Source organism: Natronoarchaeum sp. GCM10025703, from assembly GCF_042661985.1.
Taxonomy (GTDB): domain Archaea; phylum Halobacteriota; class Halobacteria; order Halobacteriales; family Natronoarchaeaceae; genus Natranaeroarchaeum.
On record NZ_JBHSZF010000001.1, the window covers coordinates 503689 to 516440 of the forward strand.

Here is a 12752-nt window from a genome sequence, read left to right on the forward strand (position 1 = left end):
GGCTCTTGCGCGGGCAAAGAATTATTTTCGATGCGATAGATCTGTCAGTAGGGCTGACTGATGACCTCTACACATCGTCCCTGATCTGGTCGTCACGTCCCCGCCGTCCGCACGTGACGGGACGATCACGCTCGTCGCACCGGTAGTCGACAGATCAGAAGAATCCGTGATAATGACACGAGCGACGTTCATCGAATGCGATCGACTTGATCTCGCACCGCCCGAAGAAGACGACATCGGGTTCCTCCAGCAGGGAGTGAACCATCCTGACGTCCGCCGGTATATCGGCGTCTTCAGGACGCCCTACACCGAAGATCGGTATCGTGAGGAACTGTGGCCCATCGAAAACGGCGAGGGGAGCGTGTCGTTGCTCGCCGTGCCGAAAACGGGCGAGTTCGCGGGGGACCCCGTCGGATCGGTACAACTGCATCCGATCCAAACCGACGACGGCTACGCCAACTTCGGCGTCTGGTTCCACCCGAAGGCCTGGGGCAATGGCTACGCTCTCGAGGCCAGCGCGTATCTCATCGAATACGGCTTTTCGACGCTCAGGCTACACCGCATCTCCGCGACCGCGGCAGTCACAAACGAGGCGTCGATCCGGCTCTGTGAACGGCTTGGCTTCGACCACGAAGGCACCGCCCGCGAGAGCCAGTTCGCAGACGGCGAGTTCGTCGACGTGGAGCGATACGGACTGTTGGTCGACGAGTGGGCTGGCCCCGAGGCAGTGCTCGACGGCGAGCCCTGACCGTCGAGATGGGTCACCTTATCCCGCCGTTTGTGCGGCCTCATCGAGCCAGTCGGGCTCTTCGACGGTGACGTCGTCGTACTCGAACTCGAAACTGGCCTCGACGTCCGCGCCGTCGGGGACGGTGTAAGAGACGCTGAAGGAGTGGATCGCCCCCTCCTCGTCGACGACGACCTCCGTCTCGACGTCCTCGACGTCGCCGAAGGAGGTCTCTTCGTCGAGAACGCCGCTTCCGCTGTAGGTCAGGCGTCGTGGCTCGTCCTCGGAGACGGTGTCGAGCGACAGATTGGCGACTGCGAGCGCCTCGCCGAAGGTGCGGGGCGAGAGTGCGTCGGGCGTCTGGACTTCGTCGGCGGTGTACTGGACGTTCTCGCCGTCGTCGATTCGGGTGTAGACGACCCCATCGCCGCTCCGGTACGTCTCGGCGACGCTCTCGGTGAGTTCGATGCGTGCGTACTCCGTCCCGGTGCCGTCGGTCTGGGTCTCCATGCTGAGTTGCTGGACGGTCTCCTCACCGTCGTTCTCGCCCGGTATCGTCAGCCGAATCGTGGTCTGCGCCTGCGTCGGTCGATCCGCGATTGCGGCGTCATGGGTTGCGAGTACCTCGCTGGCATTGGCGACGCCGCTCTCGTCGTAGCCAGCGGGGTAGGTCAGTTCGTCGGTCGGTGCATCGCCTTCCGTATCGTTTGGCGGCGCGTCGGCCCCGTCGTCGCCCATCGGCAGGCCACTACAGCCTGCGAGTACGACGAGGAACACCACTCCGAGCACGGCAAAGTGACGGCGCATGGATAGAAGGCGATTCGCATCGATCATAGCGCTTCTGGCCGTTAGGGCGTCGGCGCCGAACCGTCGTAGGCGTCGTGGTCAGTGTAGAAGTTGAGCATGGCGAACTTCAGTTTCTCGGGGTCGACGTCGATCATTTCGTCGCGCTCCTCGGCCGGGAACGTGTCCTTGACGCTGTACTTGCCCAGTTCGCGCTCCTGTTCTTCGGTGTAGCGCGCGTCGAGCAGGATCCGGACCCCGACTTCCTCGGGGAGCGAAGCACCCGCCCGAGCGCCTGTCTGGTCTTCCGGACCGTCGGAATCTCGACGGCGTAGCGCCAGCCGGCGTCGTCGACGCCCGCCCGGTCGCTAAAGGCCGTCTCGTAGGCGTCCTGTACGGCCTCGGAGCGGTCGTCCAGATGCGGATACGGGACGCCGACGACCGCAACCGTGTGTGCGTCGTCGCCGTCGAAACTCACGCCCTCCGAGAGCGTCCCCCACAGCGAGGTTAGCAGGACGCCGTCGTCGTCGTCGACGAACGACTGCCGGAGGTCTTCGGCGCTCGTCGCCGGTCGATCCAGATAGAGTCGGTCGGACGGGATGCTCTCTCGCAGGTGGCTGTGATACCGTTCGGCCTCGCTATAACTGGGGAAGAACGCGAGCAGGTTCCCCGGCGTGAACTCGGCGGCATCCACGAGGGCGTCGGAGACGGCGGCCTGTACCTCGGGGTCCTCCCGGTCGCTGGCGAACAGCGGCGGCGTCCCGACGGCGTAGGTCCGGCGGTTCTCCGGTGGGAACTGCAGGCCGTAGGCCAGCGTGACCGGACTCTCCAGTCCGAGCACGTCCTCGAACACGTCGAACGGGCGCAGCGTCGCGCTCATCAGCACACAGGAGTACACTTCCTCGAACAGTTCGCCGGTCACCTCCCGCGGAATGCAGGTGTATAGCTCCGCCCGGCCGTACACCTCGCCGGTCCCCTCGTTTCGACGGACGGAGACGACGGGATACTGGCCGAGTTTGGTGCCGTCGGACATCCACGAGTCCAGAAAGGCGGCCGCAGCGAGCGTCTGACACTCCTGTCGGGTGCTCGATTTGCCGCTCTTGTAGGCCTCCTCGTACTCCTCGTCGAGTTCGCGACCGAGCTTTCTGGCGGACTCGATATCGTCGTCGATTCCCCGACCGGTGTAGCCCTGCAGAAACGCTCGCGTGAGGTCGTCCCGGCCTTCCTCATTGGCGATAGGGACGTCCTCCCAGTTCTCGTCGACCTGCTCGCGGCCGCCGAAGCCAAAGGAGTCCTCGTAGGTCTCGACCAGCGCGTCGCGGAACGTGCGGATCACGTTCTCGGCCTGGTCGGCCCGCAGGTCGTCGGTCTCCTTCAGTTCGTCCAGCGCGGCGTCGAGCGTGTTCTCGGTCAGCGTCTTCGTCGCGTGTTCGCGCGCCGCCCCTCGACGTTGTGGGCCTCGTCGAAGACCGTAATCACGTCCTCGGGGTCGCGGCCCAGCCATCGGAAGAACTGCTCGCGGATGTTTGGGTCCAGCAGGTGGTGGTAGTTACAGACGACCAGGTCAACGCCCTCCATGCCTTCCTTGAGTAGTTCGTAGCCACAGAACCCCTGCTCGTGGGCGTGTTCGTAGATCTCGTCGGGCGTTCGGACGTCCTCGTAGAGCCAACTGTAGAACGCATCGGTGTCCGCGGTGAGATTCTGGTAGTAGTAATCACAGGTGTTCTGTTCTTCCAGCGTCTCGACCTGCTCTTCGAGGGCGTCGAGTTCGTCCATCACCGCGCTCCGGGCTTCCGTCGCCTGCTCGTCGCCCTCCTGGCTGGCCTCCAGTAGCTCCCCTTCGCGGCGTTCGAGCTGGTTCCTGTCGCGTTCGGTGTCGACCAGGTCGTAGGTGTTGTCCCGGAGCACCTGACACTCCTCGTAGTCGACGTCGATGTGACACATCGAGGATTTTCCGCGGAAGACGATGGTACGGATCGCCTCGCGTTTCGTGATCTGACGGGCCTCGTGGACGAACTGGCGCATCTGCTGGTGGACGTTGGTCGTGATGACGACCGTCTTGTCCTCCTCGCGGGCGTACTCCAGCGCGGGTACGAGCGCCGAGAGTGTCTTCCCGGTCCCGCAGGCCCCCTCGAAGAGGACGTCCTGCCCGCGAGAAAGCCCGTTGTAGATGCGGTCCATCGCCGCGCGCTGGTTCTCGTAGGGCGCGTCGTACGGGAAAAAGCGCATATACCCGTTGGTCTCTGGCACATCTCTGGGATGGTGCGTAACCGACTAAAAGGGTTCGCCCGACCCAAACGGATACCCGCCTCCCACCCCTCTAGACAGCCATGAGCCACACCACCTCCGACAGCACGGGCCTCCCTGGAGACCTCGGGGGCCGCGACCTGCTCACGCTGGTCGGCTTCGTCGTCGCAGTCAACGTCGTGGGGGCGCTCCCGGCCGTCTTCGCCGGAACGGACACGTCGTGGATCGAACAGCCGTGGTTCTATCCGCCGGCGGTCGCCTTCCCGGTCGTCTGGACGCTCCTCTTCACCCTGATGGGCGTCGCGCTCTTTACCCTCTGGCGGCGGGGGATCGAGCGCCGCGACGTCAAGATCGCCGTCGGCGTCTTCGCCGCCCAGATGGCGGTCAACGTGACGTGGACGCCGGTCTTTTTCGGCCAGCAGGAACCGGGCCTCGGGCTGGCGATCATCGTCGCACTCTGGGCGCTGATCGTCGCGACGATCTACGCCTTCGACCGGGTGGACCGGCGGGCCGCCGCGCTGCTGGTGCCGTATCTCGCGTGGGTCACGTTCGCCGCGGTGTTGAACTACGAGATCTGGCGACTGAGCGGGTAACCACTGCCTACTCTCCGTCTCTGTTGTTTTCGCAATCAAAAGCGGAAAGTATTGAAACGTTCACGTGCAAGATCACCCCAAGACCGTGAACGTCAGACAGGCCGACTACGTCGCACTCGCAATCGTCGGGGCCGTGCTCGTCATCGGACTCGCGATCACCTGGCAGAACTACCAGCAGTGGGTCGCGCTGGGCGACATGAGCGGGCGGATGGGGATGGACACGACGTCGATGCACGGCACACACCCGGTGTGGTACCTTCTCGGGACGCTCGTCACCGCAGCGGCCGTCGGCGGCGGCTACCTGGCCTTGCGCGAGCAGTTCGTCGGGACGGAGGAGCGCACGGCGTCCGCAGATTCCTCCCGGACGGCTGCTACCGGCGTCGGGAGTTCGTTTGAGCCGGACACAGCGGAAAGCTCCGCTGGACAGGGCGCCGTCGAGGGCTCTTCTGGACAGGAATTTGCTGAGGGATCTCCCGCAGACACACCCGAAGAGCCGTCGACTGGGGCCGAAGAGTCCGGACAACGGCCGAATGAGACGACCGACGCTGCCGATACGGACGCCGACTCCGGAGCCGGTCCCGAAGACTCGGCCCACCCAACGCGTCCGCTGCTCGACGTCCTGCCGGAGGACGAACGCCGCATCCTCCAGCCAGTCGTCGACTCGCCGGGACTGACCCAGATCGAACTTCGGGACCGGGCTGACTTCTCGAAGAGCAAGGTGAGCCAGACCGTAAGCGACCTCGAAAAGCGCGGGTTGCTGTATCGCGAACCGCAGGGCCGGACGTATCGAATCTACCCGTCCGACGATCTCGACGAGTCGTAGCTCCCAGAGCCCGAAACCCGGCCGGACGAACGGTCTCTTCGAAACGAACGGTGTAGAAGACGTTAAAAACGTTCTAAAACGTTCTCGTGGGTGAGTTCACGCCCGTGGTCATAACCACTCCACTCCCTTTGTTACGAATGAGGAGAACCACCATGAGATCTACACTGACCACAATCGTCGTCGCGATCGCACTCGTCGTCGCGCTGATCGGAGCCGTCGGCTTCGTCAGCGCCGACGTGACCAGCCAGCAGGATACCAACGCCCACGCGAACGGTCCGGTCGGCACGATGGCCGACTACGCGCCCGGCCAGTTCGGCGAGATGATGCACGGCTTCGCGGCCGATCACGTGCCCGGTGTGCATCAGGCCGATGACGACCGCGGCGCGCATCATCAGGGTGGGCATCACGCGACCTCCGCGGGTGAGTACCACGCTGACCACGCCGAGTACGAGGACGGCGAGCATGCCGAGTACCACGACGAACAAGACCACAGTGAGTACGAAGAGCACGACCACGCCGGCGAGTACCAGGATGACTACGACCACGCGGAGTACTCGGAGGAGCGGACCGAGAGCGACCGTCACGCCGACTCCGCGCCTGAGGACCGCCAGCGCGGGTATGGCGGGCACGGTGGGCACTGCTAACCACTGATCCAGCAGTAGACAACGATTCGACTTTTCTGAACCGCTCTTCGATCACTCGTCCGTTTCGAGCGCCAGCGAGGCTAGCATCGCTTCTAACTGCACTTGCTCGTTTGCACCCTGCGTGATCCGGTAGTCGGCTTCGCCCACCCGGTCCATCAGGCGGACCGCGGCTTCCTCTTCGATTTCCAGGTCCCAGACGGAGCGGTGCAGTTGGTCGATGATGTCGCCGCCGGCGATTCCCTTGTCGACGATCAGGTCCCGTAGCTGACTTCGCGCGGCGATGAAGTCGCCGTCGATAGCCGTCTGGACCATCTCCTGGACTTCTTCGGGACGCGCCGTCGCGGTGATCTTGAAAACGGTCTCCTCGTCGACGGTCTCGCCCATCACTGCGGCGGCCTGCAGGGCGTTGATCGCCTTTCGCATGTCGCCGTCCGCGGCGTAGACGAGCGCGTCGACGCCGTCCTGCGTGAGCGTGATCCCTTCGGCGTCGGCGATCTTTCGGATCTGGGCCTCGACGGCATCGTCGCCCAGCGGCGCGTAGCGAAAGACCGCACACCGGGACTGGATCGGGTCGATGATCTTGCTGGAGTAGTTACACGAGAGGATGAATCGGGTGTTGTTCGAGAACTGCTCCATCGTCCGGCGCAGCGCGGACTGGGCATCGCTGGTCAGCGCGTCGGCCTCATCGAGGAAGATGATGCTGGGTTTCGAGCCTGCGCGGCCGCTCCAGTCGGTGCTCGCGAAGTTCTTGATCTTCTCGCGGACGACGTCGATCCCACGCTCGTCGGAGGCGTTCAGTTCGAGGAAGTTCTCCTCCCAGTCGTCGCCGTAGAGCTCTTTGACGATGGCGACGGCACTGGCGGTCTTGCCGACGCCTGCCGGCCCGGCGAAGAGTAGATGCGGCAGGTCGTCGCGCTCGATATAGCTCTCCAGGCGGTCGGTGATGTTGTCGTGGCCAACCACGTCTTCGAGCGTGTGCGGCCGGTACTTCTCCGTCCAGACGTCCTGACGGCCCCCCACAGAGTCCTGCTCGGCTTCGGCGTCGCTCATAGTTCCAGTCAAGTCCCTCCGCGTCATAAAACGTCCGAGAGCGATCCCGACGATCCGGACGACAGTCTCAAGCCACTGTCAGCGCAACCGTGGGATATGCAGGTCACCGTCGAGGTGAAAGGCGAGCGGACGGTCGAACTCGATGTCGAGGACGCGACCTACGCTGAGCTACTGGACCGCATCGACATCAGCCCGCACGAGGCGTCGGTGCTGGTCGATGGCCGCCCGGTCCCCGAGGATCAACCGGTCGAGGCAGAGCACGTCACCGTTCTCAGACTGATCAAGGGCGGATAGCCCGGCGGGTCCCGACTGTTCGTTTCCAGACAGCCGCCACCACACGATTTAGGATGATTCGCTCCAATGGTGGGGTATGTCATCTGATGGCAAGTTCGGAGAGTTCGGCGGACGACACGTGCCGGAACCGCTCGAAGAACCGCTCGAAGAGCTGCAGCGGCGTTCGATCGGTTCGTCGACGACGAGGAGTTTCAGTCGGAGCTATCCTACTACCTGAAACATTTCGCGGGCCGCCCGACACCGGTGTTCTATGCCGAATCCCTTAGCGAGCGCTACGACGCTGAGATCTACTTCAAGCACGAGGATCTCCTCCACGGTGGGGCGCACAAACTCAACAACACGCTGGGACAGGCCCTCCTCGCGAAACGCGCCGGAAAGGAACGGCTGATCGCCGAAACGGGGGCCGGCCAGCACGGCACTGCGACGGCGATGGTCGGCGCGCTCCTGGACATCGATACGACAATCTACATGGGTCGCAAGGATATCCAGCGTCAGGAGATGAACGTCTTCCGGATGCGCCTGATGGGCGCCGAGGTCCGGGAGGTCACTCGTGGCAACGAGGGGCAGCCGAGGCCGTCGACGCCGCGCTGGAGGATCTGGTCGAGAACACTGAGGAGACCCACTATCTGGTCGGGAGCGTGGTCGGCCCCGACCCGTTCCCGCGGATGGTTCGTGAGTTCCAGTCGGTGATCGGCGAGGAGGCCCGCGAACAGATCCAGGAACAACACGGCGAACTGCCGGATGCCTGTGTTGCCTGTGTCGGCGGCGGATCGAACTCTCTCGGTCTCTGGCACGCGTTCAAGGACGACGACGTCGCCTTCTACGGCGCAGAGCCCGGGGGATCGACGACGAACACCACTCCGCGCCGCTCTCGAAGACGCGAAAGGAAGAGCCACAGATCTTCCAGGGCATGAAGACGCAGATGATCGACGACGACACCGAGAACCACTCTATCTCGGCGGGCCTCGACTACCCCGCCGTCGGCCCCGAACACGCCGCCCTGCAGGCACTCGGACGTGCCGAGTACCACGCCGTCTCCGACGAGGAGGCGCTGGCGGCCTTTCGCGAACTCAGCGAGACCGAAGGGATCATCCCCGCGCTGGAGCCGAGTCACGCTATCGCGCTCGCGATCAAACTCGCCGAAGAAGACCGTCACGACACGATTCTCGTCAACCTCTGTGGCCGGGGCGACAAGGACATGCAGACCGCCGCCGAGCGGTTCGATCTGAGCTAGGACTCGATCCGTTTTCGAAGTGGACGAGGTCGTACTCGCCCATCGTCGACTCGCCGACCTGCGCGTAGCCGGCGCTGGGATAGAACGCGACGGCCTTGCGCTGTCGTCGCGCCGTCGTCGCCAGTATCGGATCGTATCCTGCCGCCACGATACGTGATTCGAGGTCGGCCAGTAGCTTGCGCGCGAACCCCTGTCGTTGAGCGGCGGGATGGACGCGCATCCGGTGGAGTTCCGCCCCGCCCGCCACGCTCCGCTCGTCGGCGTAGCCCGTCTCGCTGGGGAGGTAGCCGCCGATTGCGACCACATAGCCGTCGTGGGTTCCGACGTCCTCGAACGAGCGGTCGTCCGCACCGGGGAGCATCTCCCTGTCCTCGACGACGCCGACGACGAACTCGCCGCCAGCGTCGGGATACGACGCCTGTACGTCCGCGAGGTCGTCGTTATCGGGAATGTCGTCCGGGTTGGTCTCGGTCTCGGCCAGGGACAGTTCGTCGACGCGGCGGATCGCGCTCGCGTCCCGTGGGTCGTACGACCGACAGACGAGGCCGCTCATACGTCGGCGTTCTCGTGAACCCAGTCCAGCAGTTCGTCGCCGCTCACTTCCATCCCCTGCCGGCGGAAAAACGAGGCGACGTTCTCGCAGTCCCGTTCGAGGAACTCTTCAGCGTTCTGATGGTGGATCGTCACCGCCTGCCCGACATCGATGACGACCAGTTCGCCGTCGTAAAAGAGCACGTTGTACTCGCTGAGGTCGCCGTGAACGAGTCCGGCGGAGTATAGTCGGCGGATGTACTCGCGGACGACCTCGTAGGCCGTCTCGGGGTTCTCGATCTGGACTTCCGCAAGCCGCTTCGAGCGACTGTCCTCGGTGCCGATGTACTCCATGATGAGGACGTTTCGCTCCGTGGTGATCGGCCGCGGGACGCGAACCCCGGCTTTCCGGGCGCGTTCCAGGTTCGAGAGTTCCTTGCGCGTCCAGGCCATCACGATCTTTCTCTTGTCGCCGAGTTCCTCGAAGCGCGGGTCGCCGATGAGGTACTCGCGCATGTCCTGGAAGTTGGTCGCGCGGGTGCGGTACACCTTCATCGCGACCTCCTCTTCGCCCTCTCGTAGCATCTCCAGCGATCGGTCGCCGGCGAGCGCGTTGTAGACGTTCGCCTCCTTGCCGGTCGAGAGCGGCCCGCCGATGGCGTCGACGTAGCCGTCCTGAACGAGTTTGTACAGCGCGGCGAATGTGGCATCGTCGAAGGCTCCGTCGTCGACTTTGAACCCGTCGGAGTCCTTGATCCGTTCGCGGAACTGGCTGAACTTCCGATCCCGCTTGCGGGCGATCCGATCGGCCTCGGTATCGCTGACGTCGATCTGCTCGAATTCGTCGTCGGGGGTGTCCGACTCGTTGGGTTCGAGCAAGCCGTACTCGCCTGTCATCTACCATTCCTGGCGATCCAGCGGTAAAAGGATGCGTTCTGGGTCCGGCGCGGACCGCGCTATCTAATGTGGCCTTCCTCGCGCAACTGGTCCGCTTCTTGCTTCTCGTAGCGCCACGTGATGTCGGCTTTCTCGTCCTGCCAGTCCCACGGTTCGACGAGAACGATGTCGTCCTCGCGGATCCAGATGCGTTTTTGCATCTTGCCGGGAATCCGTGCCGTCCGCTCCTCGCCGTCTGCACAACGCACTTTCACGCGGTTCGCTCCGAGCATGTTCGTGACCTCGGCAAAGACCTCGTCCTCGTCGGGCATCCTGAGGTCGTTTCGTCCGTTGTCGTCGCTCATACTGGAATATTGGTCAGGTGAGGTTTTAAATTCGGTGGAGTCGCTTCCGGCCCGAAACCATCGGATTATTGTACGCGCCCCGACCACCGACGGTATGATCAAACGACTCGGTGCGGCCGGCATCGTCGGCCTGCTGGCACTGCTCGGCGGAATCGTGCTTATCGCCACTCAGAACCTCCTTATCGCGGGCGGCCTGGCGCTGATCGTCGCCGGTCTCGGCCTCGTGGTGCGCTCGCTGATCCAGAGCGTGATGGGTTCGATGGGAATGGGCGGGATGCTCTGAGGCAGAGCGCTCGTCGTCGGCCCGATGCTCGGTGATGAGTTGATCGACCATCTCCGTTTTCCGTTCTTTGCGGCGCTCCTCGGCCCGGTCCTCCCAGTCGTCGATGACGCTCTCGATGTCTGCTCCCCGAGCGACCGCGAGTTCGTCCACTTCCTGCATCCGGACGTCCGACACCGGTCCGACCGGGATTCCGTGCTCGAAGAGGATCTCGTCGGCGATGTCCGAGAGGTTTCCGCCGTTTTTCAGGACGACCTGTGGCTCGACGTCGACCAGCCGTTCGGCCGTACTGCGGCCCGCACCGCTGGCGTCCCGGAGATAGATCACGTCGTCCTCGGCGAGTCCGTACTGCTCGTGGGCCGCTTCGAGCGCGTTCGTCGTGAATTTCTCGACGGGCTTGACCGGAACGAGGTCTTTCTTCTTCGCCGAGACGTCCGCGAAGTTCGAGTGATCGAGTTTCCAGAGCTCTTTGAGTCGGTCGAGTTTCGCTTCGATGTCCTCGGCCCGCTCTTCGGCGTCTTCGACCTGGCGTTCGAGCCGTTCGTTCTTCCGTTGCAAGCGCGTGACGTCGCGGCGTTCACGCGCCTCGCGGCGCTCCTCGCGTCGCGCGTCGGAGAGTTCGCTTTCGAGTTCCTCGATCCGGTCGTCCTTCTCGGTGATGGTGCCTTCGAGGCTCTCGACGTGCTCTTCGAGGCGCTCGACCTGGCGCTCCAGGTCGCGGATCCGTTTTTCGTCGTCGGTTAGTTCGCGCGGCGTGTGCTCTGACTCCGCAATCTCTTCTTCCTCGTCCTCGCGCAGGCGCTGGATCACCGTTTCGACGGACTCGTCGTTGCGCACCACCTCGGCGGTCACCTCGCCGCGCTCGAACGCGCTCGGCACCTTGCGGGCGATGCGCCGGAACTGGTCCTCGTGGTCGTCGAAGGCAAACAGCGCGGCGGCCATCGCGTCCCGTTCATGATCGTTGTTGTAACTGTGATCGCGGGTGCGGTGTTGTTTGGTGTCGATCGGCAGATCAGTGTCGGGCGTCCACGGTGCGGCGTCGAAGCTTCGCCGGATCTTCTCGACGGTCTCGGGCATCGGCGTGACGTCTGCGGCAAGCACGACCGGCCGCCCGCGTTCGATGATCCACTCGATCACCGCCGCGGTGTCCGCCGTACGGGTACTCAGCACGTCCAGCAGGTCGCCGTCGAGCGAGACGACTGCGACCGCGGTCGTCGTGCCGGGATCGATCCCGACGATGACGTGATCCCGGCGCTTGGCGAGGGGATGGAACTCGATGCCGTCGCGGCGTTCGCGCTCGATTTCGATCCGCGTGTCCCCCGAGCGTTCGCGCGAGAGCGGGATGTCCTGTGGCCGCGCCGATACCTCGAAGACGGCGTTGCTGTAGCCGCCGTACTTCTCGGTGACGTCCATCTCGTACTCCAGATTCGCGTCGTCGAGTACGCTCTCGACGTCGCGGGCGCGACGCTTGACCGAGCCGTGGATCCGGCGCGTGTAGCGGTCCTGGCTGAAGCCGCCCTTGCCGGTCGAGCGGCCGCGAGAGACCTTGACTTCCGTCGTATCTGTAAAGGCCGACACCTCGTGGCCGACGTTCTGGGCGGCGAGTCGCGCGGCCGCCTCGGCCTCTTTCATCGGCTCTTTGCCGTAGGGGACGCCGTGGCGCTTGGCGACCCGCGAGAGTGGTTCGGGCTGTTCGTCGCCGGTTACCTGCACGAGGCGGGTTCCGTCGGGGAGGCTCCCCAGAAACCCGACGAGGGCATCCTTGTTCTCGGCGAGTTCGTACATGTTGTCGGTGGCGAGCATCGCCGGTTCGCGATCCTCGATCAGCCGACGGAGCTTTCGATAGGTGACGACGTCGCGTTCGAGCGACTCGCCGTCGTGGATACACAGCGCGTAGGAAGGTGTCGATCCCCGAACATCCCCACTCTGGATGTCGACGCCGAAGACGACGGCGTCGAGCGCACTCGTTCGATGGCTCACGTACCGTGGTAAGCGGTGACGGTAAGTGAATCTTGTCCCCGTTACCCCTTCGTCTGACCCCAGACTGCGCCCCCGGCGAACAGCACTGTCAGGCCGAGAACGATCCCTACCTCCGGCGAAATCAGGAACGCAATCAGGACGAGGGGGAGTGTGATTCCCGCCGCGACGAGGAGCTGAATTTTCGTGATAGTGGCGTCGAGTCGTGTTTCCAGGTCGTCGATCCGTTGTTCGAGCTCTTCGGTGGAGGGCTCGCTCGCCATATTCGGATATCGTGACGACTAGCTGATAAAATCTCCCGTTTTTCAGCGCTAAGTATCGGCGCTGC

Annotated in this window: 11 protein-coding genes and 3 pseudogenes; 6 read left to right on the top strand and 8 right to left on the bottom strand. The window is 64.0% G+C overall.

Annotation, left to right across the window (positions count from 1 at the left end):
* The first annotated feature begins 172 nt into the window (after positions 1-172).
* Complete coding sequence (locus ACFQH2_RS02765; protein ID WP_377056588.1) at positions 173-748, top strand: GNAT family N-acetyltransferase; 576 nt, start codon at positions 173-175, stop codon at positions 746-748.
* A gap of 18 nt (positions 749-766) precedes the next feature.
* On the opposite strand, the gene ACFQH2_RS02770 is transcribed toward ACFQH2_RS02765, so the two are convergent.
* Both ACFQH2_RS02770 and ACFQH2_RS02775 read right to left on the bottom strand, forming a co-directional pair.
* Positions 767-1534: a DUF7537 family lipoprotein gene (locus tag ACFQH2_RS02770; protein ID WP_377056590.1), complete on the bottom strand. Its 768-nt coding sequence runs from the start codon at positions 1532-1534 to the stop codon at positions 767-769.
* A 41-nt stretch (positions 1535-1575) separates the two neighbouring features.
* Positions 1576-3739, bottom strand: a pseudogene (locus tag ACFQH2_RS02775) (ATP-dependent DNA helicase).
* 101 nt (positions 3740-3840) lie between these two features.
* On the opposite strand from ACFQH2_RS02775, the gene ACFQH2_RS02780 reads away from it, so the two are divergent.
* From ACFQH2_RS02780 to ACFQH2_RS02790, 3 genes are all read left to right on the top strand, one after another.
* Positions 3841-4350, top strand: coding sequence for a TspO/MBR family protein (locus ACFQH2_RS02780; RefSeq protein WP_377056594.1), 510 nt, complete (start codon positions 3841-3843; stop codon positions 4348-4350).
* 85 nt (positions 4351-4435) lie between these two features.
* Complete coding sequence (locus ACFQH2_RS02785) at positions 4436-5173, top strand: helix-turn-helix transcriptional regulator (protein WP_377076434.1); 738 nt, start codon at positions 4436-4438, stop codon at positions 5171-5173.
* A 152-nt stretch (positions 5174-5325) separates the two neighbouring features.
* Positions 5326-5817 carry a hypothetical protein gene (locus ACFQH2_RS02790; protein ID WP_377056598.1) on the top strand — a complete coding sequence of 164 codons (492 nt, stop codon included), beginning with the start codon at positions 5326-5328 and terminating at the stop codon, positions 5815-5817.
* A 51-nt stretch (positions 5818-5868) separates the two neighbouring features.
* On the opposite strand, the gene ACFQH2_RS02795 is transcribed toward ACFQH2_RS02790, so the two are convergent.
* Entirely contained in the window at positions 5869-6867 is a 999-nt protein-coding gene (locus tag ACFQH2_RS02795) for a replication factor C small subunit (protein WP_377056600.1), read from the bottom strand.
* Between the two features lie 96 nt (positions 6868-6963).
* Here ACFQH2_RS02795 and samp2 point away from each other — a divergent pair, with 96 nt between their 5' ends.
* Entirely contained in the window at positions 6964-7161 is a 198-nt protein-coding gene (samp2, locus tag ACFQH2_RS02800) for a ubiquitin-like small modifier protein SAMP2 (protein ID WP_377056602.1), read from the top strand.
* Positions 7162-7237: 76 nt separating this feature from the next.
* Positions 7238-8395 (top strand): annotated as a pseudogene (gene trpB / locus ACFQH2_RS02805) (tryptophan synthase subunit beta).
* On the opposite strand, the gene ACFQH2_RS02810 reads toward trpB, so the two are convergent.
* The 5 genes and pseudogenes from ACFQH2_RS02810 to ACFQH2_RS02830 form a co-directional block, all read right to left on the bottom strand.
* Positions 8331-8948, bottom strand: a complete 618-nt coding sequence (locus tag ACFQH2_RS02810; RefSeq protein ID WP_377076435.1) for a GNAT family N-acetyltransferase — start codon at positions 8946-8948, stop codon at positions 8331-8333. The pseudogene trpB and the gene ACFQH2_RS02810 overlap by 65 nt on opposite strands.
* The gene (rio1, locus tag ACFQH2_RS02815; protein WP_377056608.1) at positions 8945-9823 is read right to left on the bottom strand and encodes a serine/threonine-protein kinase Rio1; all 879 of its coding nucleotides are present in this window, start codon (positions 9821-9823) and stop codon (positions 8945-8947) included. The genes ACFQH2_RS02810 and rio1 overlap by 4 nt, the downstream gene beginning before the upstream one ends.
* Before the next feature lie 59 nt (positions 9824-9882).
* The gene (eif1A, locus tag ACFQH2_RS02820) at positions 9883-10167 is read right to left on the bottom strand and encodes a translation initiation factor eIF-1A (RefSeq protein WP_377056610.1); all 285 of its coding nucleotides are present in this window, start codon (positions 10165-10167) and stop codon (positions 9883-9885) included.
* A gap of 295 nt (positions 10168-10462) precedes the next feature.
* A pseudogene (locus tag ACFQH2_RS02825) lies at positions 10463-12427 on the bottom strand (DUF460 domain-containing protein); the annotation flags it as partial.
* 41 nt (positions 12428-12468) lie between these two features.
* Positions 12469-12687 carry a hypothetical protein gene (locus tag ACFQH2_RS02830; protein ID WP_377056616.1) on the bottom strand — a complete coding sequence of 73 codons (219 nt, stop codon included), beginning with the start codon at positions 12685-12687 and terminating at the stop codon, positions 12469-12471.
* Positions 12688-12752: the final 65 nt, after the last annotated feature.

Coding starts and splice junctions, on each gene's coding strand:
- ACFQH2_RS02765 (WP_377056588.1), top strand. CDS start 173: ATGACACGAGCGACGTTCATCGAATGCGATCGACTTGATCTCGCACCG.
- ACFQH2_RS02770 (WP_377056590.1), bottom strand. CDS start 1,534: ATGCGCCGTCACTTTGCCGTGCTCGGAGTGGTGTTCCTCGTCGTACTC.
- ACFQH2_RS02780 (WP_377056594.1), top strand. CDS start 3,841: ATGAGCCACACCACCTCCGACAGCACGGGCCTCCCTGGAGACCTCGGG.
- ACFQH2_RS02790 (WP_377056598.1), top strand. CDS start 5,326: ATGAGATCTACACTGACCACAATCGTCGTCGCGATCGCACTCGTCGTC.
- ACFQH2_RS02795 (WP_377056600.1), bottom strand. CDS start 6,867: ATGAGCGACGCCGAAGCCGAGCAGGACTCTGTGGGGGGCCGTCAGGAC.
- samp2 (WP_377056602.1), top strand. CDS start 6,964: ATGCAGGTCACCGTCGAGGTGAAAGGCGAGCGGACGGTCGAACTCGAT.
- ACFQH2_RS02810 (WP_377076435.1), bottom strand. CDS start 8,948: ATGAGCGGCCTCGTCTGTCGGTCGTACGACCCACGGGACGCGAGCGCG.
- rio1 (WP_377056608.1), bottom strand. CDS start 9,823: ATGACAGGCGAGTACGGCTTGCTCGAACCCAACGAGTCGGACACCCCC.
- eif1A (WP_377056610.1), bottom strand. CDS start 10,167: ATGAGCGACGACAACGGACGAAACGACCTCAGGATGCCCGACGAGGAC.
- ACFQH2_RS02830 (WP_377056616.1), bottom strand. CDS start 12,687: ATGGCGAGCGAGCCCTCCACCGAAGAGCTCGAACAACGGATCGACGAC.